We start from the raw sequence: 23,811 nt of genomic DNA, 5'->3' as shown, positions 1-23,811 counted from the left end.
TCAGAAGGCAAAACAGGAACACCCGAATGCGCCCCAGAACCCCTGGAAGTCGCTGACTGGAGCCGATGATAGTCGTGCTTTTTCATGGCTATGTGCATGCACCGCGCAGGCACCAACACATTGATGGACCTGTTGCGCCATGGGCGCATTCAGCCGCCAATGCCCTGGCACATTGATCACTGGCGACCAGTCCGGCATGACCGGTACCGAAGGCGGTGATAATTTGCTGAACTCTTCGCTGGCATACACCACTTCGCCACCGACGACCGTCAACACCGACTCAATCCATTTGACCGCCTCTTCATCGACCGAGAAGTAATCCGCCGACAAGGCAATCACGTCTGCCAGTTGCCCTACTTTGATCTGGCCTTTCTTGCCCTGCTCCGACGAAAACCAGGCACTGCCATGGGTAAACAGTTGCAAGGCCGTTGCCCGCGACAAACCTTCGGGGTACAGCGCCATGCCGCCAACCGTCTTACCGCTCACCAACCAATAAAGAGAAGTCCAGGGGTTGTAGCTGGAAACACGGGTTGCATCGGTGCCCGCACCCACGGGCACGCCCTCGGCGAGCATGCGCTGGATCGGCGGCGTCTGTTCTGCGGCCTGCTTGCCGTAGCGGTCGACAAAGTACTCGCCCTGGAATGCCATGCGGTCCTGAATGGCGATTCCCCCGCCCAGGGCTCGGACCCGCTCGATATTCCTTGGCGTGATGGTCTCGGCGTGATCAAAGAACCAGGGCAAGCCATCAAAGGGAATATCCTGGTTAACCTTCTCGAACACATCCAGCATGCGCGAGATGGATTCGTCATAGGTTGCATGCAAACGGAACGGCCAGCGCTGCTCGACCAGATGACGCACAACCGGCTCCAGTTCAGCCTCCATGTCGGGCGCCAGATCTGGACGCGGCTCGACGAAATCCTCGAAGTCAGCCGCGGAGAACACCAGCATCTCACCGGCACCGTTGTGCCGCAGAAAATCGTCACCCTGGTGCAGCTTCACCGAACCCGTCCAGTTCTTGAAATCCGTCAGTTCTTCCTTGGGCCGCTGGGTAAACAGGTTGTAGGCGATGCGTACGGTCAACTGCTTGGCCTTGGCCAGTTCCTCGATGACGGCATAATCGTCAGGGTAGTTCTGGAATCCGCCACCGGCGTCAATCGCGCTGGTGACGCCAAGACGATTGAGTTCACGCATGAATTGACGCGTCGAGTTGACCTGGTATTCCAGCGGCAACTTCGGCCCCTTGGCCAGCGTCGAGTAGAGAATCATGGCATTGGGCTTGGCCACCAGCATTCCGGTTGGATCGCCATTGGCATCACGCTGGATTTCCCCGCCCGGAGGGTTTGGCGTATTGCGGTCGTACCCCACCACTCGCAGCGCCGCACGATTAAGCAGCGCACGGTCGTACAGATGCAGAACAAATACAGGTGTGTCCGGCGCCGCCTGGTTGAGCTCATCAAGTGTTGGCATGCGCTTCTCGGCGAACTGGAATTCATTCCAGCCGCCAACCACTCGCACCCATTGTGGTGCGGGGGTAACCTCGGCTTGAGCCTTGAGCATGCGCAAGGCATCGGCCAGTGATGGCACGCCCTCCCAGCGCAGCTCCAGGTTGTAATTGAGTCCACCGCGTATCAAGTGCAGGTGCGAGTCATTGAGGCCAGGCACTACAGTGCGACGCTGTAGATCGACCACTTGAGTTGCGCTGTTGCGCATGGCCATGGCTTCGGCATCACTGCCGACCACCACGAAACGTCCGTCCTTGATCGCGACCGCCGTGGCCTCGGGCTTTTCGCGGTCTACCGTGTGCAGACGACCGTTAAACAGAATCAAATCAGCGCTCATGGCTTTTCCCTTCGATATCTTGGGTAATACGCCAGCAACTGCGGCGCTTGATACAGCAGATCAAATCACTGCTGCTGTCGACTAAACCGGTGTACATCGGCTTCAATGCGGGCTCAGCCAGCGGGCAAATAAAGCCGTCGCCCGCGGCATAAAGAAATAAACCACCAATAGAACAATGCTCAGCGTGATCACCACATTGCTGGCCCAGTAACCCGCCAGCAAAGGCATCCGCTGGAAGAGCGGTTGCCAAAGCAAGGGCACCAGCAAACTGAGTGGCAATATCACCATGAAGGTGACGCAAGCCTGCTTCCAGCGCGGCGCTGGCTGGGTATTGGCCGGGGTAAACCAAAACTCGCGGGTGGTCTCTACCTGGGTCTGGTCACCCTCGTCGAGCAAAGGCGCCACCTCCTCGATCAAATGGCGGCGCTCACTGGAATCCAGCCAGTGCTGTAACTCAGCCGTTCCGGCGAAACGCAGCACACAGATGAACTGGCCAGCATCACGCATCACGTTGACACCCAGGTGTCCAGGGTATGTGCTGGCTATCTGCGTGGTCCGGCGCAGCCACTTCTCGTAAGCGGGTTGCTGCGCCGGCTTGACCCGATGGCGCACAATCAAGGTGACAATATCGAGTTCTTTCATTGCATCCCCGGCTGGGTCTAGTGAGCCCACTGCAACCTACCTTGCCAAATAAAGCTACGGCGCCCGACGGCAAACTGGCCGCCCCCTGCTATTGCCAGAGCGGTGAAAATGATCAAGAGCAACCAGGCAAACTGGCCATCCTCCAAATTCCACTGCGGATGAACCAGCAACAACGAAACCAACAACAAGAACACCACCGGCAAGCAGGCCAGACGGGTAAAAATCCCTAGGATAACCAGCAGCGGACACAGCACTTCGGCAAAAATGGCCAAGCTGACCGTTAGCGCGCCGCCCAAGCCAAATGGGTCTTCAATGACCTGGGCCTGCTGGCTGAAATGCAGCAACTTTGGCAGCCCGTGAACCTGCAACAACAGTAGCGAGGCGCTAACCCGCAAGAATAAAAGCGCCCAATCGACGGCATTGCGCATGGCTGCACCTCACTACTATTGCTGGCTTGGCGCAGATGGACTCAACCTTTTATAAAGGCCAGCAAATCTGCGTTAAGCTGATCCTTGTGCGTGTCTGTCAGGCCGTGGGGCGCGCCTGGATATACAATCAGCTTGGCGCCAGCTACCAGCTTGGCTGACGCTTGGCCGCCACGGCCAATGGGTACGACCTGGTCGTCATCGCCATGCACCACCAGGGTCGGCACATCGAACTTCTTCAAGTCCTCGGTAAAGTCCGTGGCAGAAAAGGCTGCAATGCAGTCATAGGTGTTCTTGTGGCCACCGAGCATGCCCTGCATCCAGAACCAGTCGACCATGCCTTGGGAGGTCACGGCACCTGGGCGGTTGAAGCCGAAGAATGGCCCGCTGGCCAGGTCTTTATAGAGTTGCGAACGGTTTTCGATAGAGCCGGCGCGAATACCGTCGAACACCTCAATCGGCACACCCTCGGGGTTGTCCGGCGTCTGCAGCATCAAGGGTGGCACTGCGGAGATAAGTCCCAGCTTGGCAACCCGGGCAGTGCCATGACGACCGACATAGCGTGCAACTTCACCGCCACCTGTCGAGAAGCCCAGTAATACTGCATTCTTGAGATCAAGCGCCTCGATCAGCTCGGCCAGGTCATCGGCGTAATGATCCATGTCATTACCCTCCCATGGCTGGCTAGAGCGCCCGTGGCCACGACGATCATGGGCAATGACCCTATACCCCTGGTCGGCCAGGAACAGCATCTGCGACTCCCAGCTATCGGCCGTCAAAGGCCAGCCGTGGCTAAAGACTATTGGCTGGCCGCTGCCCCAGTCCTTGTAATAGATTTCAACGCCGTCACGGGTGGTAATGGTGCTCATCTGAAAATCCTCTGCAAAATAAGTGGGAACGCGGATTGTTTGCCCTTACTTCAGTTGCTTGATCAGTTCAGCGTTGAGCCACAGGTTCAAGCCCAGGGTGGCAGACGACTCGCTGAGCTCTTGCGCACGACGCAAATTGCTGGTCTGGCTGCATATTCAGCCCTGATCAGCAAGAGTGCGAGTTAAGGGTTGTTAATCGTCGTTAGGCAGGGATTTACCGGTGAAGCACAAAGGACAGGCTAGCTTCGGTTTGTGGTGCAAGGACAGCCCACGAAAAATACAAGACAGGCAACAGCTCAGCAGTAATCGCGATCCTGTTCGATCGCTCGCATCTGGCGCTGCTGGACATACTCTGCACGCAGGACCGAAAAGTCCTCGCCGGCCTTGAGCTTTTCCAGGGCATAGATGCGAGTAACCTTGAGCAGCCGGTAATGCACGGCCTCCTCGCCCATCTCAACAACCAATAATGACTTGGCCGCCAACTGCACTATCGCCTCGAAAATGTCCGACTCGCTGACATGCCTGCAACTGATGGCATTAATCGCCTGTTCGAGGGTTACAGCCCCGTCAAACAGAGCAAAACGCTGCAGGATCACCTGCTCCGTAACCGTTAGCAGCGCATAGCTCCAGTCCAGGGAAGCGCGGAGCGAATGCTGACGCATAAAGGCCGTCCGCGTGCCTTGCATGGCCAACAGGAAATTGCCATTTAATTGCTCGCACATACCTTTTAAGCCGAATACGCTGACGTAACCCGCTGCCAGCTCAATAGCCAGGGGCGAGCCCTCCAGTTGCCGGCAAATATCCACCACTGCCGGCACATCCGAAATATTCAGGCTGAAGTCTTGCTGCTGCGCTGCAACGCGCTGAACAAATAGCTGTATCGCGCCGTAGGTCATGGCATCGGCGACGCTGAGCCCTGAGGCATCCTGGGCAAAGGTCAGAGCCGGCAGGCGCAGCACATTTTCCAGCGCAACCAAGAGTGGCTCGCGGCTGGTTGCCAAGATCGATAGCCGCGGTGCGTTCTTGAGCAGAGCCTCGACCATTTCTGCACAGGCATTGACCAGGTGCTCGCAATTATCCAGCAAAAGCAATAAGTGGCGTCCGTGCAAATACTCATGCAGACACTCAAGCGGCTGTTGCTGGTCGAAGCTCAGGCCCAGTGCGCAGCAAACCTGAGCCGGCAGCAGCGAAGGATGGATTACCGCTGCCAGATCAACAAAGACCACGCCATCCTGGTAATACTCAAGGACTAATTCGGCAACGCGAACCGCCACCACAGTCTTGCCCATGCCGCCATCGGCCACCAGGGTCATCAGTCGTCGACCGGGTAATTGCCTGACCAAGTGATCGATAACCGCCTCGCGGCCCTTGATCGAGGTCAGGAGCGCGGGCAACTTGGTGGGAGCGGTTGCCCGCTGTTCCAGGCCAGCGATATCCGCAGCCGTGGTCTGCACATCGGCGACAAAACTGTAGCCACGCTGTGGAATATTGACGATATAGCGCTGGCCATTCAAACCGTCACCCAACACCCGGCGCAGTGCGGCTATATGCACGCGCAAATTGGTATCTTCTACGACAGTGCTTGGCCACACATGGGCAATGATTGCCTCCTTGCTGACCACCGACCCGGCGTTTTCAATCAGCAAGTGCAGGATATCCAACGCCTTGCTGCCGACCCGGAGTGGCCGATCGCCCTGCAATACAACGCGACGCTGTACATAAAAACTGAACGAGCCGAACCGGCGTATCTCATCCAAACAAAGACTTCTGAGTGTACTCATGCCTTGCAAGCGCTTGATGGTCACATCTCGTCAAGAGGCCAGCGCTCCTCCTGCTGAAGGGTTCCCTTGTATTCTGGCAAAGATTTAAGACAACCAAGCTTGCCCATGGGGGGCGATACTGCCAATGAGATGCCCAATACGGACACCCGAACCCGCTAGCTGAACTGTCGGCGATATTGGCTTGGCGGCAACCCCAGTTTTTCTACGAAAAGATGGCGCATATGTCGCGCGCTGCCAAAGCCACTTCTGTAGGCAACTGTTTTTAAAGGCAAATTACTGCTTTCAAGAAGACGTCTCGCATTGTCGATCCTGGCGCTTTGGACAAACTCCATAGGCGTCATATTCACCTCACGGGTGAAGGTTCGCGCAAAGTGACGGGCACTCATGGCCGCCAGGCTGGCCATGCGTTCAACACTGAAATCCTCAGTGACGTTTTCCAGGACGTAGTTGCGCACCCTGAAAATAGGCGAATCATCCTTGGCCACATCAGCAACCAAGGGGCTAAATTGCATTTGCCCGCCCTGCCGCTGCATCACCACCAGGAGCACCTTGGCAACGGACAAGGCAATCTTCTTGCCATGGTCTTGAGCAATGATCGACAAAGCCAGATCAATGCCGGTGGTAACACCGCCCGAGGTGATCAGGTTGCCGTCCCGGACGAATATCTGGTCGGTTTCAACCTTGGCCTCGGGGTATTTTTCAGCCAGTCGTTCAGTGTAGTTCCAATGCGTGGTGACCCGCCGCCCGTCCAGCAGGCCAGCCTGCCCCAGGATAAATGCGCCGGTACAGACCGAGGCAAACAGTTGGACCTGGCTGGTGATCTTGCGCAGCCAGCACTGCAACGCTGGGAATGCCTGCTTGTAGGCACCCGGACCACCCGGGACGATCAACACATCGTAGAAGCCGCCGGCCTGGTCGATATGGCTGTCTGCCGTGAGCGTTATTCCACTTGAGGTGCGGACCGCCAGGCTGTCCGAGGCGATTGTCAGGATCTCGTAACGGTCTTGGGGCTCAAGGTATCGGTTGGCAATAGAGAAAACCTCTACCGGCCCGGCGACATCGAGCAGCAGGAGTTCGGGAAACAAAATGACCGCGACCGTTTTCATCAACCATGATCCGCAAAAATAAAAACCTTCGCCTAAAGGTTAGGCAATTATAGAGTACAGGCAAGCGGCTCACTGACTGATAAAAATCCAATTAATTCATAACATTACGCAACGAAATGCGCTAAATGCCAACCAGCCCCGGTTAATCAGGGCAATACTTCTGGCGTGCAAGCCTTAGCCGTTCAGCAACTGGCGACGGTACTCACCCGGCGTCAAGCCAAACCAGCGCTTACAAGAACGATTGAACACGCTTTGCTCGCTGTAACCGAGCAGGCCCGCCACTTGTGACATGGGCATGTGCCGCTCACTTAAATAGTGCTCGGCCCGGTTCCGACGCACCTGCTCGACCAACTCATCAAAGCGGCAACCTTCCTCGGCAAGACGCCGCTGCAACAAGCGCGGATGCATGCCAAGCTGTGCGGCAATAATCAAAAGACGGCAGCGGTTGGTCGGCAACAGCCGGAAAATCAGGCGCTCAACCTGCTGGACCAGGCTCACAGGCCTTTCAGCACCGATCTGACTCAGGTATTGGACCATCGCTCGGTGCAGGCTGGGGTCTTGCTGCTCGATACGTCGCCCCAGCTGTTCATGGGTCAGCACAAAGGCATTGAGTGGCTGGGCGTCATACACCGAAGTCTTGAAATAGCGTCGATAACGCGCCTGCGGCAAGGGGCTGATGCCGCTGAGCAGCACCGACTGAGCGGCAAAAGAGCTGCCGAACAGCAACCTCATGATGTTATGCGCCACCCCCATTGCCAGCTCAACCATCTGCCGCTGCATATGCACGCCGGGCAGGCGAATATCAACGGACATGCGCGGTGCATCAGCCTGGGATAAATCCAGGTCCAGTTCGATACCCGGGCTGTGATAACCAATAAAGCGCACCAGTTCAGCCAGGGCTTGCCCGGCGGTTGCAGAACTTCGCGCAATAATCGCCACGGGTCCGAGGATATGGATGTCCTGGTATTCCGCCATGCGCAGGCCGAAATCAGGACAGTCGAACTCCTCAGCCGCACACTCCAGCAATGCGACCAGGGTGCGTAGCGGCACCGAGGCATCTTCTTCGTCGAGCAAATGTATGGGAACCCGGAACCGCTCCAACAGCAGCAACGGATCGCCCCCCAATTGCCCCACAAGCTCTCGGAAACCCGTGAATGAAGTCGTTCGAATAAGTGCGGTCATGTCGCTTGAAATCAATTAAAAGTCATCAAAGATCAATTAATTTACCACAGGTAAGCGAACAATGACCCTACAAACAATGACTGCATTGCCTACCCTGCAATGTGACTACAACAATTAAAACAGGGATCTCCTCATGCAATTTGACTACATCATCATTGGTGCTGGCTCAGCAGGTTGTGTACTGGCCAATCGACTGAGTGCAAACCCTGAAGTGTCCGTTTGTCTGCTTGAGGCAGGTTCTGAAGACACCTCACCGCTGATCCATACCCCCGTGGGGGTTGCTGCCATTTTGCCGACTCGCCACGTGAACTGGGCATTCGACACAATCGCGCAAAAAGGCCTTGGCAATCGAATTGGCTACCAACCGCGCGGCAAGACCCTGGGCGGCAGTAGTTCGATCAACGGCATGATCTACATTCGCGGCGACCGCAGTGACTACGAGGACTGGAAAGCGCTGGGCAACGACGGCTGGGGCTATGACGATGTCCTGCCCTACTTTCGCAAAAGCGAGTCTTACCACGGCGGCGCCAATCAATTTCATGGCGGTGAAGGCGAGCTGTTTGTTGACCAGCTTGCGCCCCATGCCGTGACCAAGGCCTTTATCGAGTCAGGCATCAGTGCTGGCCACACCTACAATCCAGACTTCAACGGCGAGCAGCAAGAAGGCGTTGGCGCCTATGATGTGACCATTCACAACGGCCGCCGCTGGAGCACCGCCACGGCGTTCTTGAAACCTATCCGCGAACAGCGCAGCAACCTCAAGGTGATTACCGGCGCACTGGTTGAACGCATTATACTCGACGGCAAGAAAGCCGTTGGCGTGTCCATCCGGCACAAGGGCAAAAACCAGCAACTCAAGGCCCGTAAGGAAGTACTGCTTAGCGCAGGTGCATTTGGCAGCCCGCACTTGCTGATGCTTTCCGGGATTGGCCGCAAAGAGGACCTGGAACCCCAGGGTATTGCAGTGCTGCATGAACTGCGCGGAGTTGGCCAGCAATTGCAGGATCACCCTGACGTGGTGATTTCCTACAGCAGTCCGAACACCTCGCTATTGGGGGTATCCATCACCGGCTCGCCCAAGATGGGCAAAGCCCTTTGGCAATACACCCGCACTAAAACCGGACCATTTGCCAGCAACTGCGCCGAGGGCGGTGCTTTCCTGAAGACCGACCCGACACTCGATCGCCCCGATGTCCAGCTGCACTCGGTAATCGCGCTGATCGATGACCACAACCGCAAGCTGCACTGGGGACACGGTTTCAGTTGCCACATTTGCGTGCTGCGGCCAAAGAGCGTCGGTAGCGTTGGCCTGAACTCCAGCGACCCGGCAATGGCGCCGAAAATCGATCCCAACCTGCTCGGCCATGAAGATGACTTGAAAACCATGCTCAAGGGTTATCGCATGGCGCAGGAGATCATCAAGCAAGCGCCGATGGCTGAATATCAGTTGAAAGACATATACGGCACCGACAAGCTGACAGACGAAGAACTGCTGCAAAGCATCCGCTCTCGTGCAGACAGCATTTACCACCCGGTCGGCACCTGCAAAATGGGCAATGATGACAATGCAGTGGTTGATAGCCATCTGCGTGTACATGGCATCGAGAACCTGCGCGTAGTCGACGCCTCCGTGATGCCGACACTGGTTGGCGGCAACACCAACGCTGGCACCATCATGATTGCCGAGCGCGCGGCTGAGTGGATCATCCAGGCCCAAGCCGCTGTTTGAGCAAAGGCCTGCCGCCAGCAAGACCCGTGCAACTGAACAAAACCTGCACCCGTAAAAAAACCGGCAATAATTGCCGGTTTTTTTATTTAGCCTAATCAGTAACTCTCCCGATTCGGCCACTGCCAATCCCTGGAGTTACTGAACGGGTCATCCCCAACCGGCTCAGGCCACCGGTCGGAGCCGCTCAAAAAAGCCGGTTTAGACCATCGAAGGCAGCAACCCGGTAGGCTTCAGCCATGGTCGGGTAGTTGAAGGTGGTGTTAACGAAATACTTGAGGGTATTGGCCTCGCCTTTCTGGTTCATGATCGCCTGGCCGATGTGCACGATCTCCGAGGCCTGGTAACCAAAACAATGCACACCCAGAACCTCAAGGGTTTCACGGTGAAACAGGATTTTCAGCATGCCGACCGGCTCGCTGGAAATCTGTGCGCGGGCCATGCCCTTGAAGAACGCCTTACCCACTTCGTAGGGGACTTTGTCCTGGGTCAGTTCGCGCTCGTTCTTGCCGATAGAGCTGATCTCAGGAATGGTGTAAATGCCGGTTGGCACATCGTTGACGAAACGCCAGCTATCGTTCTCGACAATGCTGCCGGAAGCCGAACGCCCCTGGTCAAATGCGGCGCTGGCCAGGCTTGGCCAGCCGATCACATCACCGGCTGCGTAGATGTTTGGCACCGCTGTGCGGTAATGCTCGTCAACATCCAGCTGGCCACGGCCATTGGCTTTCAGACCAATGTTCTCCAGTGCCAGTTTGTCGGTGTTGCCGGTGCGGCCATTGCACCAGAGCAGCGCATCGGCCTTGATCTTCTTGCCTGACTTGAGGTGCAGGACGACGCCGTTATCCACCCCTTCGATACGCTCGTATTCTTCGTTATGACGAATCAATACATTGGTGTTACGCAGGTGGTAGCTCAAGGCATCGGAGATTTCAGCGTCAAGGAAGCTAAGCAGTTGATCACGGTTGTCGATCAGGTCGACCAATACACCAAGCCCGCTGAAAATCGATGCATATTCACAACCGATCACCCCGGCTCCGTAGATGATCAGGCGCCGTGGCGTGTGGCTCAAGGTCAGGATGGTGTCGCTGTCATAAACCCGCGGGTGAGTAAAATCAACGCCCTCTGGACGGTATGGACGCGAACCGGTAGCAATGACGATGTCCTTGGCCACCAGTTTCTCGACAGCACCGTTTGGACAAACCACTTCAATCGTATGTTCATCGGCAAAGCTGGCTGTGCCATGAAATACATCAATACGGTTGCGCGCGTAGTAACCGGTGCGCGAAGAAACCTGCTTGGAAATGACCCGCTCTGCGCTTTTCAGTACATCCGGAAATGAAAACCAGCGCGGCTCGCCGATTTGGCGAAACATCGGGTTGGTGTTGAACTGCATGATCTGACGAACCGAGTGACGCAAGGCCTTCGATGGCACTGTCCCCAGGTGAGTACTGTTGCCCCCTACTTCACGACGACTGTCGATCACAGCAACCTTGCGACCGGCTTTTACCGCGTTCATTGCTGCGCCTTCACCCGCCGGGCCGGAACCCAACACCACTACATCGTAGTTGTAGACCGCCATGTTTACTCCTCAGATCACGCCGCAGCACTATCTATGCGCTCGCGGCAGGGCCGACGCTGCCAATCACAGCGCGGCAATCAGAAACTCGCGTATTGCAAAACCGCTATCAAAGCTTGCTTGCGTCGTAGGCCAACGTGGTTTGCTTGGCAGGATCGACACTGTTGACCTCTTCGCACTTCTCACGGCTACCGCCACAGATAGAGCATTCTTTTTCGATGCCCAGGTTGGCGATACCGCCGCACGAACCAGCGATGGGTTTACGGCCCATGATGACGCCAATGGCCATCATCGAGACCACCAGCAACATAACCAAAAATACGATTACAAAGGTCATTGCTCTTCTCCTGCAGCAAAAAGCTGCTCGAATGCCGGGCTAGAGTGTGTGACGAAGCCATTGGCTCCACGGGTCACGAAGAATGCAGCTATCCCTGCCTGCTTAGCGTAAGCCATACCGCGCTCTGGCCCAAGCACCATCAGCAGGGTGGACAAGCCATCAGCCATCAAGGTCGAGCGATTTGCCACTGTTACCGCTGCCAACTTGTGGGTAATGGGCGCGCCTGTTTGCGGATCAATGGTGTGTGAATAGCGCACCCCATTCTCTTCAAAATAGTTACGGTAATCGCCCGAAGTAGAAATACCGCAACCGTCTAGCGCAAGGATTTTTTGCGACACCCGCTCATCATCACGCGGGGCTTCGATGGCAATGCGCCAGGGCTGTCCATCTGGCTTCTTGCCAACAGCCTTCAATTCGCCTGTCGCTTCGACCAGGTAACTGCTAATGCCCAACTCGTTGAGTCGCTTGCCAATCTTATCAACCGTGTAGCCTGCAGCGATGCTGTTGAAGTCGAGCTGAATGTCGACATCCTTACACAGCGACTGGTCGTCGATATGCAGGTGCTGGTGACCAATTTGCTTGCGCGCCTCGGCAACCTGCTCAGGGCTTGGGACTTTTTCGGCCCTGGCCTTGGGACCAAAGCCCCAGAGATTGAGCAGTGGCTCAAGAGTGAGGTCAAAGGCACCATTGCTTTGCTCGGACAACTCACCGCCAACCTTGACCAACTCAAGCATGCTCGCTGGCAGCGGCATGCAACTGCCGGCAGGCGCCTGGTTGAACTTGGAAACCAATGAATCATCACGGTAGGTCGACATTTGCTGGTCGACCTCGGCCAGGATCGCCTCGGTCTCTTGCTTGACCTCGGCGACATCAGGCGTGGCGTCAGTGTGAACGTACTTGACACTGTAACTGCTGCCCATGGTCGGGCCGCCAAACTCTTCTATCCGGTCCGAAAACCAGCAGCCCGTTAGGGCTGCCGCCAGGGCGACAGCAATAACGGGCTGAAGTACAGCATGCTTCATGATTAACCGCCGAAGTCGTCGAGAAGGATGTTTTCCTGCTCTACACCCAAATCAACAAGCATCTTGATCACTGCAGCGTTCATCATTGGCGGGCCACACATGTAGAACTCACAATCTTCAGGCGCCGGATGGTCCTTCAGGTAGTTCTCGTACAGGACGTTGTGAATGAAACCTGTGAGGCCTGTCCAGTTATCTTCGGGTTGCGGGTCAGATAACGCCAGATGCCACTCGAAGTTCGGATTCTCGGCCTGGAGTTGGTCGTACTCTTCGTTGTAGAACGCCTCACGCATGGAGCGTGCGCCGTACCAGAAGCTGATCTTGCGTGTCGACTTCAAACGCTTGAGCTGGTCGAAGATGTGCGAGCGCATTGGCGCCATGCCCGCACCACCGCCGATAAAGACCATTTCTGCATCGGTATCCTTGGCAAAGAACTCACCAAATGGCCCGTAGACAGTAACCTTGTCACCCGGCTTGAGGCTGAACACGTACGAAGACATCTGGCCAGGCGGCAAGTGATCCTTACCGGGTGGCGGCGATGCAATACGGATGTTGAACTTGACCAGACCGACTTCTTCCGGGTAGTTGGCCATCGAGTAAGCACGGATAACCGTCTCTTCAACCTTGGACACGTACTTCCACTGGTTGAACTTGTCCCAATCGCCGCGATATTCCTCTTGGATATCGAAGTCCTTGTAATGCACCTCGTGCGGAGGGCACTCAAGCTGCACATAGCCGCCAGCACGGAAATCAACGCTCTCGCCTTCTGGCAACTTGAGGGTCAGTTCCTTGATGAAGGTGGCCACGTTGGGATTCGACTCAACGGTGCATTCCCACTTCTTGACGCCGAAGACCTCTTCCGGAACTTCGATCTTCATGTCCTGCTTGACCGCAGCCTGGCACGACAAACGCCAGCCTTCCTTGGCCTCACGACGGGTGAAATGCGATTCCTCGGTAGAGAGCATTTCGCCGCCGCCAGAAACAATCACACACTTGCACTGGGCGCAGGTACCGCCGCCACCGCAAGCTGACGACAAGAACACATTGTTGGCCGCCAGGGTTTGCAACAACTTGCCGCCCGCCGGGACCACTATGGTCTTTTCACCATTGATTTCGATGCTCACGTCGCCGCTGGATACCAGCTTGGCCCGCGCCATCAAAATAATCACCACCAGCGCCAGAACGATGGCGGTGAACATGCCTATTGCGAGAAAAATTTCGTAATTCATCTGTTCATCCCGTCCTTACAACTGCACGCCAGAGAAGGACATGAAGCCCAGAGACATCAAGCCGATGGTGATGAAGGTGATGCCCAGCCCTTGCAGCCCCGCCGGTACGTCACTGTACTTGAGCTTTTCGCGAATCCCGGCCAGGGCAGCAATCGCCAGTGCCCAGGACAGGCCCGAACCGAAACCATAAACGGTACTTTCAGCCAGGTTGTAGTCACGCTGCACCATGAACAGGGTACCGCCCATGATTGCGCAGTTAACCGTAATCAGCGGCAAGAACACACCCAGGGCGTTGTACAGCGCAGGCACGTACTTATCCAGGAGCATCTCAAGGATCTGCACGATGGCCGCGATTACACCGATATAGCTGAGCAAGCCAAGGAAGCTCAGGTCTACATCCGGCAGGCCAGCCCAGGCCAGCGCGCCGTCTTTGAGCAGGTAGGTGTAGATCAGGTTGTTGGCCGGAACGGTGATGACCTGCACCACGATTACGGCAATACCCAGACCAATCGCCGTCTCTACTTTCTTCGAGATCGCGATAAAGGTACACATGCCCAGGAAGAAGGCCAGGGCCATGTTCTCAACGAACACCGCCTTGGCCAGAAGGCTCAGATAATGTTCCATTAGTAAGCCTCCTTATTCGAGACCTGTGGCGCAATTTTGAAGCTTGGCTTTTCCACTTGATCTTTCTTCCAGCTACGAATGCCCCAGATAAACAGGCCGATCAGGAAGAAGGCTGAAGGTGGCAACAGCAACATGCCATTTGGCTGGTACCAGCCGCCGTCATTGATCACCGGCAGGATTTCAAAGCCCAGCAACTTACCGGCACCAAATAGCTCACGGATAATGCCCAGGGCAATCAACATGGCGCTGTAGCCCAGGCCGTTACCGATACCATCGAAGAACGACAGCACCGGCGGGTTCTGCATGGCAAAGGCTTCGGCACGCCCCATCACGATACAGTTGGTGATGATCAGGCCGATAAATACCGATAGCTGTTTCGACAGGCTAAAGGCAAAGGCCTTGAGTACCTGGTCCACCAGGATTACCAGGGATGCAATGATCACCATCTGCACGATCATACGGATCGAGCTTGGGATCTGACTGCGGATCATCGAGATAAACAGGTTGGAGAACCCGGTTACCAAGGTCAAAGCGATCGACATGACCAATGCGGTCTTGAGGTTCGAGGTTACCGCCAGGGCGGAACAGATACCCAGAATCTGCAAACCAATCGGGTTGTTGTTGAAGATCGGATTGAGCAGGACTTCTTTAATAGTCGGCTGCGACATGATCAAGCCTCCCCTGCGCGCAATTTAGTGAGAAACGGACCGAAGCCTTGTTCACCCATCCAGAACTTCAGCAGGTGATCAACGCCATTACTGGTCAGTGTCGCTCCAGCCAGTGCATCAACCTGATGCTCTGCCTTCGGGCTTTTCGGGTCGACACCACCTTTAACTACAGAGATCGCCACTTTGCCATCGTCTGAGTAAATGGTTTTGCCGGGCCACAGGCCTTTCCATTTCGGGTTATCGACTTCACCACCCAAACCTGGGGTTTCGGCATGCTGGTAGAAGCCAAAGCCGCTTACGGTGTCCATGTCGGCTTTCAGTGCGATAAAGCCATACAGGGTCGACCACAGCCCCTGGCCACGAATCGGCAACACCACTTTATCAAGCTTGCCGTCTGTCTCAACCAGATAGACGATGGTGTAGCGCTCACGGCGCTTGAGCTTGGCGAGGTCTTGCTCTGGTGTCAGGGCAATTGACTCGTTCGGGTCTTTAGCACCTTGCAGCGGCTCGTACTTGAGCGGGTCCTTGGCATCACTGAAGGTCCCGGTTTGCAGGTCGACAATTTTTGCCGTGATGCGCTGGTCGAACAACGCCTTCACTTCCTTGCCGCTCATGCCCGGATTACCCAGGCTGGCGATAGCCAGGATGCTGCGTTGCTTGTCCAGCAGGCGATTGTCCTGCTGCGTTGGCTTCAACGCAATGGCGGCGCCGGCAACAAATACCGAGCACACCAGGCAAACCAACAGGGCCACCAGCAACGTGCGTGCGGTGGATTCTTTTTGACTAGACATTACGCGCCAGCCTCCGCTTGATATTGGCTTGAACAACGAAGTGGTCGATCAGCGGTGCAAACAGGTTGGCGAACAGGATCGCCAGCATCATGCCTTCTGGGAATGCGGGGTTGACCACACGGATCAACACCACCATAAAGCCGATCAGGGCACCGAAAATCCACTTGCCGGTATTGGTCATGGAGGCCGACACAGGATCGGTGGCCATGAAGAACATACCGAATGCGAAACCACCCACGACCATATGCCAGTACCACGGCATGGCGAACAGCGGGTTGGTGTCAGAGCCAATCAGGTTGAACAGCGAACTCAAGCCGATCATGCCAAGCATTACGCCAGCCACGATGCGCCACGAAGCGATCTTGGTCATGACCAGGATACCGCCACCGATCAGCAGCGCCAGGGTGCTGGTTTCACCGATGGAGCCGTTGATGGTGCCAATAAACGCACTACTCCAGGTGATGCCATTGCCAATCACGTTTTCAACGCCACCGGCGGCGGCCAGGCCCAACGAGGTCGCGCCGGCAAAGCCGTCAACCGAGGTCCATACGGCATCACCGGACATCTGCGCCGGGTAAGCGAAGAACAGGAATGCACGACCCGCGAGTGCCGGGTTGAGGAAGTTCTTGCCGGTTCCGCCAAAGACTTCCTTGCCGATGACAACGCCGAAGCTGATGCCCAACGCCACCTGCCACAATGGAATGCTTGCCGGCAGGATCAAGGCAAAGAGCACCGAGGTCACGAAGAAACCTTCGTTGACTTCATGGCGACGGATCGAGGCGAACAGTACTTCCCAGAAACCGCCAACAATAAAGGCAGTTGCATAAATCGGCAGGAAGTAGGCTGCGCCCTGGATGAAGTTATCCCAGATGCTGGTCGGGTCGAAGCCCGCCAACGAGCTGATCAAGGCAAAGCGCCAGCCCTCTTGAGCTGCCAGCAGATCAGGGCTTGCACTGTAGATCAGGTTGGCCTGGTAGCCTGTGTTCCACATGCCGAAGAACATCGCCGGGAAGGTACACATCCAGACGGTGATCATCATGCGCTTGAGGTCAATACCGTCGCGCACGTGAGCGGTGGTCTTGGTTACGCTGCCGGGACGATAGAAGAAAGTGTCAACGGCCTCATACAAGGCGTACCACTTTTCATACTTGCCGCCAGATTCAAAGTTGTGCTCGATTTTATCGAGAAAAGCACGGATACCCACGATTAACCCTCCTTCTCGATGCTTGCGAGGTTATCGCGCAGGATCGGGCCATATTCATACTTGCCAGCACAGACATAGGTGCACAACGCCAGATCTTCTTCGTCGAGTTCCAGGCAACCCAGCTTCTGGGCCATCTCGGTGTCACCAACGATCAGGTAGCGCAGCAGCTGTGTCGGCAAGATATCCAGTGGCATCACAGCTTCGTAGTTGCCCACGGGAACCATCGCTCGCGGGCTGCCATTGGTGGTGGTCGAAAAAGCAAACTTCTTCGCCGCGGCCAGCTTGGATACGAAAATATTCAGCACCGAGTGCTTGTTCACACCCGCGCGCAGGTAATGCAGCATTTCACGGTCATTGCCTTCGGCCAGGCAAGATACCTGCTGGTGATAACGACCCAGGAATGCAAAGGCGCCCTGCGCCGTGCGACCACCGAGCAGAGAACCCGAGACAACGCGGTTTTCGCCAGGCTTGAGTTCGCCAGCGGTGATTTCCTCAAGGTTCGCACCCAGGCGAGTACGCAACAGGCGCGGGGTTTCGACAACCGGGCCAGCCAGCGAGACAACCCGGTCAGTCCACAACTGCCCGGTGGTAAACAGCTTACCGATTGCAATGACATCCTGATAACCGATCGACCATACGCTCTTGGTCACGGTAACCGGGTCAAGGAAGTGGATATGGGTGCCTGCCAGACCCGCAGGATGCGGCCCGGCAAATGCCTCTGCCTGCACGCCCGGTAGCTGCTCGCCAGGCACCTTGGCACCATCGGCCTTGCACAGGAATACCTTGCCGAAGGTGCTAAGCACCTGCAGACCATTTTCAAAATCGGTGGCGTACTCGGCGATAACGACCGCAGGATCAGCCGCCAGAGGATGGGTATCAATCGCAGTCACGAAGATCGAGTTAGGGACCGCGTCAATGGCAGGCACCTTACTGAACGGGCGCGTCCGCAAAGCAGTCCACAAGCCTGACTGCTGCAGGTTCTCGCGGACTTTCTCATGGCTCAGCCCCGCCAGCTCACTGGCCGGATACTGAGCGAAAGTCACTTGCTCATCGCCCTCGATGTCAATTACCACCGATTGCAGCACACGCCGCTCACCGCGATGAATCGCGCTGATCACGCCTGCCGCAGGTGCGGTATAGACCACCCCCGGGGTTTTCTTGTCAGCGAACAGTACTTGCCCGAGCTTGACCCGATCACCCACCTGGACTTCCATCGTAGGCTTCATACCATGATAGTCGTAGCCTATGACGGCGACGCTACGTACCGGCCTTGCGGCCTCGATACGTTGCGCCGGCGCGCCAGTTATGGGCAAATCGAGCCCATTCTTAATTTTGATCATAGGTTTGCCTAACCACTGATATTGGAAATCTTCTTAGAATACGGACGACGCCAGAAAGCCAATAGGCAAGCACACACTGAAATAAATCAGCATGATGGACGGCATCGGTCGCGGGTAAAAAATCCGCTTGATTATAAAGACGGCCCCAGCCACTGACCACCCAAGGCTTGGCTTTTTTTAGGCGATACGTAACAAGAGGCAACAAGCTCATAGTTTGGATCAATCAATCCACGCCGTGAATACGACTAAAAGCACCTGTACAGCCAAGCCTTTATCAAAACCTAATCCGCCCATTATCCCCCAACCGGCCAGATTTCGCGACCAGGCAGTCAGAACCCTCCGATACCCAGTAAAACCAGGGCATAAAAAACGGGAGCCTGGGCTCCCGTTCTCATGGCGCTAAGGCGTCTTAGCGTGGAAAGGCTGGCGGGTTGACCCCGACCATATCTTCCATCACCCGGACGACCTGGCAGCTGTAGCCGAACTCGTTGTCGTACCAGACATACAATACAACGCGGTTATCGTTGCTGATGGTGGCTTCGGCATCGACAACACCGGCATGACGGGAACCAACGAAGTCAGTCGAAACCACTTCTTGCGAGTTCACGTAGTCGATCTGCTTGTGCAGGTCCGAATGCAGCGCCATGTAGCGCAGGTACTCGTTGATTTCTTCGCGAGTGGTCGACTTCTCAAGGTTCAGGTTGAGAATGGCCATCGACACGTTCGGCGTCGGAACACGAATCGCGTTACCGGTCAGCTTGCCCTTCAGCACAGGCAGAGCCTTGGCCGCCGCAGTAGCCGCGCCGGTTTCAGTGATTACCATGTTCAACGCTGCAGAACGACCACGACGACTGCCTTTGTGGAAGTTATCGATCAGGTTCTGGTCGTTGGTGTAGGAGTGAACGGTTTCAACGTGGCCGTTGACGATGCCGTATTTGTCATCGACAGCCTTGAGCACCGGCACAATGGCGTTGGTGGTGCAGGACGCAGCGGAGATGATCTTGTCATCCGGGCTGATGTCCGCGTGGTTGATACCGTGAACGATATTCTTCAGCTCACCCTTGCCTGGCGCGGTCAGGACCACACGATTGATGCCTGGGCACTTGAGGTGCTGACCCAGGCCTTCGGCGTCGCGCCACTTGCCGGTGTTGTCGACCAGCAGTGCGTTTTCGATGCCGTAAGCGGTGTAGTCGATCGACGCCGGGTCGTTGGAGTAGATAACCTGGATCAGGTTACCGTTGGCGCTCAGGGTGTTGTTGGCTTCATCGACAGTGATGGTGCCATTGAACGGGCCGTGTACCGAGTCGCGACGCAGCAGGCTGGCGCGCTTGACCAGGTCATTGTCGGCGCCCTTGCGCACAACAATGGCACGCAGGCGCAGGCCATCGCCACCACCGGTCTTTTCGATCAGGATGCGCGCCAACAGGCGACCAATACGACCGAAGCCGTAAAGCACAACGTCGGTGCCTTTGCGCCCGGCGGCATTTTGCTGGCCGCTAACGGTCTCCAGCTCTTCACGGACGAACTGCTCAAGGCTGCGGCCGTTGGCTTCTTTTCCGAACTTGGCCATCATGCGGCCAAGGTCGATCGATGCCGCGCCCAGCTTGAGCTCGCCCATGGTTTTGAGAACCTGGAACGTGTCGTGTACCGACAGCTCGACATCACCATCAATACGGTGGCGAGCATAACGGTGAGCTTTGAGTATCTGAATAACGGAACGATTGATCAGGCTACGACCATAGATCGATGTGACCACGTTGTTATTGCGATAGAGCTGGCCGATCATCGGAATCATCGCTTCCGCAAGGGCTTCTCGATCGATCCACTCACCAAGACACTGGTCGGGCTTCTGATTCACAGGCAGTACCTTCCACATATGTAGGGGCTGAAAAAAGGGGCTACATTATGCCGATCCGCGAGCGCGGGGGCAATGTCGCCTGTCGAAACTGACAGCAGACACTTTCGCCCGTTACAATCGCCAGCCTTGTATCTTGACCGTGAGCCGCCTGTGTCCGTACTGCGCCTTCCGTCCCTGCCCGCTGCTGCCGGCAAACAACACTGGGGCAACCTTCCCGGTGCTGCGCTAAGCCTAGCAATTGCTGAGGCTGCAAGCGCTGCAAATCGCTTCACTTTACTGCTGACCGCCGACAGCCAAAGCGCCGAACGGCTTGAGCAGGAATTGAGTTTCTTTGCCCCGCAACTGCCGGTGTTGCATTTCCCCGACTGGGAAACCTTGCCGTACGACCTCTTTTCGCCACATCAAGACATCATTTCACAGCGTATTTCTGCACTTTATCGTCTGCCAGAACTAAAACATGGCGTTTTGGTAGTACCGATAACCACCGCCCTACATCGCCTGGCCCCGACACGCTTCCTGCTCGGCAGCAGCCTGGTCCTGGATGTTGGCCAGACACTTGATGTCGACGAAATGCGCAGCCGCCTTGAAGCCACGGGCTATCGCTGCGTCGACACGGTTTATGAGCATGGCGAGTTTGCCGTGCGCGGGGCACTGATTGATTTATTCCCCATGGGCAGCAAGCAGCCTTTTCGCATCGATTTGTTCGATGACGAAATTGAAACCCTGCGCACCTTCGACCCGGAAACCCAGCGCTCAATCGACAAGGTTGAATCCATAAAGCTACTTCCAGCCCGTGAATTTCCGCTGGAAAAGAAAGCCATTACGGATTTCCGTGGACGCTTTCGCGAGCGCTTTGATGTCGACTTCCGTCGTTGCCCTATCTACCAGGACCTTTCCACGGGCATCACCCCGGCGGGTATCGAGTACTACATCCCACTGTTTTTCGAAGAAACCGCGACCCTGTTCGATTACCTGCCGCAGGACACCCAGGTGTTTTCACTGCCCGGCATCGAAAAAGCCGCCGAACAGTTCTGGAATGACGCCCGCAACCGCTATGAAGAACGTCGGGTCGACCCCGAGCGACCACTGCTGCCGCCAGCGGATATCTTTTTACCGGTCGAGGACTGCTTCGCACGCCTGAAAAACTGGCCCCGCGTGGTGGTCAGCCAGGAAGATATCGACGAGGGTGTTGGCCGCCTGCGTTTCAACGCACAGCCCTTGCCTGACCTGGCGATTCAAGCCAAGGCTAGCGAGCCACTTGCTGCGCTACGGCGTTTTATCGAGGAATATCAGGGACGCATCCTGTTCTGCGCCGAGTCAGCAGGTCGTCGTGAAGTCCTGCTCGAATTGCTGGCACGGCTGAAGCTCAAGCCCAAGGAGGTCGATGGCTGGCCAGCGTTTATCGCCGGCAAAGAGCGCCTGGGCATCACCATAGCCCCGCTCGACGAAGGCCTGCAGCTTGAGGATGTGGCGCTCATTGCCGAAAGCCCGCTCTTTGGCCAACGCGTCATGCAGCGCCGTCGCCGTGAAAAGACCCGTGATGCTGGCGAAAACGTCATCAAGAACCTTACCGAGCTGCGTGAGGGCTCACCCGTGGTCCATATCGACCACGGCGTGGGTCGCTATCAAGGCCTGGTAACCCTGGAGATTGACGGCCAGAACGCGGAATTCCTGTCGCTGCAGTATGCCGAGGACGCCAAGCTCTACGTCCCGGTTGCCAGCCTGCACCTGATCGCCCGCTACACCGGCAGCGACGACGCCCTCGCCCCGCTGCACCGCCTGGGCTCGGAAATCTGGCAGAAAGCCAAACGCAAAGCCGCTGAACAGGTTCGCGACGTTGCCGCCGAGTTGCTGGATATCTATGCGCGCCGCGCCGCGCGTGAAGGCTATGCCTTTGCCGACCCGCAGGTTGACTATGCCACTTTCAGTGCGGGCTTTCCCTTCGAGGAAACCCCGGATCAACAGGCTGCAATTGATGCAGTACGCCACGATATGCTCGCGCCCAAGCCCATGGATCGCCTGGTCTGCGGCGATGTCGGCTTCGGTAAAACCGAAGTGGCCATGCGCGCTGCATTTATTGCGGTACACGGCGGCAAGCAAGTGGCAATCCTGGTGCCGACCACGCTGCTCGCCCAGCAACACTACAACAGCTTTCGCGACCGCTTTGCCGACTGGCCGGTAAAGGTCGAGGTCATGAGCCGCTTCAAGAGCGCTAAGGAAGTTGGCGAAGCCATGCAGCAACTGGCGCAAGGCAAGGTCGACATTGTCATCGGCACCCACAAGTTGCTGCAGGACGACGTCAAGTTCAACAACCTGGGCCTGGTCATCATCGACGAGGAACACCGCTTTGGCGTGCGCCAGAAAGAACAGCTCAAGGCACTGCGCAGCGAAGTCGATATCCTCACCCTCACCGCCACGCCTATCCCGCGCACCCTGAACATGGCGGTTGCCGGCATGCGCGACCTGTCGATTATTGCCACGCCTCCGGCACGACGCCTGTCGGTTCGCACCTTTGTCATGGAACAGCAAAATACCGTGATCAAGGAAGCACTGCTGCGTGAGCTGCTGCGTGGCGGCCAGGTCTACTACCTGCACAACGATGTCAAAACCATCGAAAAATGTGCCGCCGACCTGGCCCAACTGGTACCGGAGGCGCGCATAGGCATAGGTCACGGCCAGATGCGCGAGCGCGAGCTGGAACAGGTGATGGGTGATTTCTATCACAAGCGCTTCAATGTGCTGATTGCCTCGACCATCATTGAAACCGGTATTGACGTACCGAGCGCCAACACCATCATCATCGAGCGTGCCGACAAGTTTGGCCTGGCCCAGCTGCATCAATTGCGCGGGCGTGTCGGACGCAGCCACCACCAGGCCTATGCCTACCTGTTGACGCCACCGCGCAAGCAGCTCAGCGACGACGCCCAGAAGCGTCTCGAAGCCATCGCCAACGCCCAGGATCTCGGCGCCGGTTTTGTCCTGGCCACCCACGACCTGGAAATTCGCGGGGCTGGCGAGTTGCTCGGCGATGGGCAGAGCGGTCAAATCCAGGCGGTTGGCTTTACCCTGTACATGGAAATGCTCGAGCGCGCGGTCAAAGCCATCCGCAAGGGCGAACAACCGAACCTGGACCAACCACTGGGTGGCGGCCCGGAAATCAACCTGCGTGTCGCCGCGCTGATCCCGGACGATTACCTGCCTGATGTGCATGCCCGCCTTATCCTGTATAAACGCATCGCTTCGGCGGTCGATGAGGACGGGCTCAAGGAGCTGCAGGTTGAAATGATTGATCGCTTCGGACTGCTTCCGGAGCCGACCAAGAACCTGGTGCGCATCACCCTGCTCAAGCTTAAAGCCGAAACCCTGGGCATCAAGAAGGTCGATGCCGGGCCACAGGGCGGTCGCATCGAGTTTGCCGCCGACACCTGCGTTGACCCGCTGACACTGATCAAGTTGATCCAGAGCCAGCCCAATCGCTACAAGTTCGAAGGCGCTACGCTATTCAAATTCCAGGTCCCAATGGAACGCCCGGAAGAACGATTCAACATACTTGAAGCGCTGTTTGAGCGCCTGACACCACCCTCTTGAAGGA

General features: G+C 56.6%; 19 protein-coding genes. 2 read left to right on the top strand and 17 right to left on the bottom strand.

Annotation, left to right across the window (positions count from 1 at the left end; genetic code table 11):
* From CHB79_RS02880 to CHB79_RS02850, 7 genes are all read right to left on the bottom strand, one after another.
* Entirely contained in the window at window positions 1-1,839 is a 1,839-nt protein-coding gene (locus tag CHB79_RS02880; RefSeq protein WP_089358823.1) for an amidohydrolase, read from the bottom strand.
* Window positions 1,840-1,941: 102 nt separating this feature from the next.
* Complete coding sequence (locus tag CHB79_RS02875) at window positions 1,942-2,481, bottom strand: antibiotic biosynthesis monooxygenase (RefSeq protein ID WP_089358822.1); 540 nt, start codon at window positions 2,479-2,481, stop codon at window positions 1,942-1,944.
* 17 nt (window positions 2,482-2,498) lie between these two features.
* Window positions 2,499-2,909, bottom strand: a complete 411-nt coding sequence (locus tag CHB79_RS02870; RefSeq protein ID WP_010485197.1) for a DoxX family protein — start codon at window positions 2,907-2,909, stop codon at window positions 2,499-2,501.
* 41 nt (window positions 2,910-2,950) lie between these two features.
* Window positions 2,951-3,775 carry an alpha/beta fold hydrolase gene (locus tag CHB79_RS02865; protein WP_010485196.1) on the bottom strand — a complete coding sequence of 275 codons (825 nt, stop codon included), beginning with the start codon at window positions 3,773-3,775 and terminating at the stop codon, window positions 2,951-2,953.
* Window positions 3,776-4,071: 296 nt separating this feature from the next.
* Window positions 4,072-5,532, bottom strand: a complete 1,461-nt coding sequence (locus CHB79_RS02860) for an ATP-binding protein (protein WP_176443118.1) — start codon at window positions 5,530-5,532, stop codon at window positions 4,072-4,074.
* A gap of 179 nt (window positions 5,533-5,711) precedes the next feature.
* Window positions 5,712-6,662, bottom strand: a complete 951-nt coding sequence (locus CHB79_RS02855; protein ID WP_010485193.1) for a GlxA family transcriptional regulator — start codon at window positions 6,660-6,662, stop codon at window positions 5,712-5,714.
* A gap of 174 nt (window positions 6,663-6,836) precedes the next feature.
* Entirely contained in the window at window positions 6,837-7,844 is a 1,008-nt protein-coding gene (locus CHB79_RS02850; protein ID WP_089358820.1) for an AraC family transcriptional regulator, read from the bottom strand.
* A gap of 133 nt (window positions 7,845-7,977) precedes the next feature.
* On the opposite strand from CHB79_RS02850, the gene CHB79_RS02845 reads away from it, so the two are divergent.
* Window positions 7,978-9,573 (top strand): GMC family oxidoreductase, encoded by a 1,596-nt coding sequence (locus CHB79_RS02845; protein ID WP_089358819.1) that lies wholly within the window; start codon window positions 7,978-7,980, stop codon window positions 9,571-9,573.
* 184 nt (window positions 9,574-9,757) lie between these two features.
* Here CHB79_RS02845 and sthA read toward each other — a convergent pair whose 3' ends face one another.
* The 10 genes from sthA to CHB79_RS02795 form a co-directional block, all read right to left on the bottom strand.
* Window positions 9,758-11,152 carry a Si-specific NAD(P)(+) transhydrogenase gene (sthA, locus tag CHB79_RS02840; protein ID WP_010485186.1) on the bottom strand — a complete coding sequence of 465 codons (1,395 nt, stop codon included), beginning with the start codon at window positions 11,150-11,152 and terminating at the stop codon, window positions 9,758-9,760.
* 106 nt (window positions 11,153-11,258) lie between these two features.
* The gene (gene nqrM, locus CHB79_RS02835; RefSeq protein WP_010485184.1) at window positions 11,259-11,486 is read right to left on the bottom strand and encodes a (Na+)-NQR maturation NqrM; all 228 of its coding nucleotides are present in this window, start codon (window positions 11,484-11,486) and stop codon (window positions 11,259-11,261) included.
* Window positions 11,483-12,508 (bottom strand): FAD:protein FMN transferase, encoded by a 1,026-nt coding sequence (locus CHB79_RS02830; protein WP_089358818.1) that lies wholly within the window; start codon window positions 12,506-12,508, stop codon window positions 11,483-11,485. Before CHB79_RS02830 ends, nqrM begins: the two co-directional genes overlap by 4 nt.
* A 2-nt stretch (window positions 12,509-12,510) precedes the next feature.
* Window positions 12,511-13,734, bottom strand: coding sequence for an NADH:ubiquinone reductase (Na(+)-transporting) subunit F (gene nqrF, locus CHB79_RS02825; RefSeq protein WP_010485180.1), 1,224 nt, complete (start codon window positions 13,732-13,734; stop codon window positions 12,511-12,513).
* Window positions 13,735-13,749: 15 nt separating this feature from the next.
* Entirely contained in the window at window positions 13,750-14,358 is a 609-nt protein-coding gene (nqrE, locus tag CHB79_RS02820) for an NADH:ubiquinone reductase (Na(+)-transporting) subunit E (RefSeq protein WP_010485177.1), read from the bottom strand.
* On the bottom strand, window positions 14,358-15,032 hold the full coding sequence (locus CHB79_RS02815; RefSeq protein WP_176443117.1) for an NADH:ubiquinone reductase (Na(+)-transporting) subunit D: 675 nt from the start codon (window positions 15,030-15,032) through the stop codon (window positions 14,358-14,360). Before CHB79_RS02815 ends, nqrE begins: the two co-directional genes overlap by 1 nt.
* Window positions 15,029-15,817, bottom strand: a complete 789-nt coding sequence (locus CHB79_RS02810) for a Na(+)-translocating NADH-quinone reductase subunit C (RefSeq protein ID WP_010485173.1) — start codon at window positions 15,815-15,817, stop codon at window positions 15,029-15,031. Before CHB79_RS02810 ends, CHB79_RS02815 begins: the two co-directional genes overlap by 4 nt.
* Window positions 15,810-17,021, bottom strand: a complete 1,212-nt coding sequence (locus tag CHB79_RS02805) for an NADH:ubiquinone reductase (Na(+)-transporting) subunit B (protein ID WP_010485171.1) — start codon at window positions 17,019-17,021, stop codon at window positions 15,810-15,812. Before CHB79_RS02805 ends, CHB79_RS02810 begins: the two co-directional genes overlap by 8 nt.
* A 2-nt stretch (window positions 17,022-17,023) precedes the next feature.
* Window positions 17,024-18,361, bottom strand: a complete 1,338-nt coding sequence (locus CHB79_RS02800) for a Na(+)-translocating NADH-quinone reductase subunit A (RefSeq protein ID WP_010485169.1) — start codon at window positions 18,359-18,361, stop codon at window positions 17,024-17,026.
* 409 nt (window positions 18,362-18,770) lie between these two features.
* The gene (locus CHB79_RS02795; RefSeq protein WP_089358816.1) at window positions 18,771-20,237 is read right to left on the bottom strand and encodes a glyceraldehyde-3-phosphate dehydrogenase; all 1,467 of its coding nucleotides are present in this window, start codon (window positions 20,235-20,237) and stop codon (window positions 18,771-18,773) included.
* A gap of 132 nt (window positions 20,238-20,369) precedes the next feature.
* Here CHB79_RS02795 and mfd point away from each other — a divergent pair, with 132 nt between their 5' ends.
* Window positions 20,370-23,807: a transcription-repair coupling factor gene (gene mfd / locus CHB79_RS02790; protein ID WP_089359186.1), complete on the top strand. Its 3,438-nt coding sequence runs from the start codon at window positions 20,370-20,372 to the stop codon at window positions 23,805-23,807.
* Window positions 23,808-23,811 lie beyond the last annotated feature (4 nt).

The organism is Pseudomonas segetis, assembly GCF_900188155.1.
Lineage (GTDB): Bacteria > Pseudomonadota > Gammaproteobacteria > Pseudomonadales > Pseudomonadaceae > Aquipseudomonas > Aquipseudomonas segetis.
Note: the sequence above shows the minus strand (reverse complement) of the source record. Positions and strands in the feature narration are given on the sequence as shown.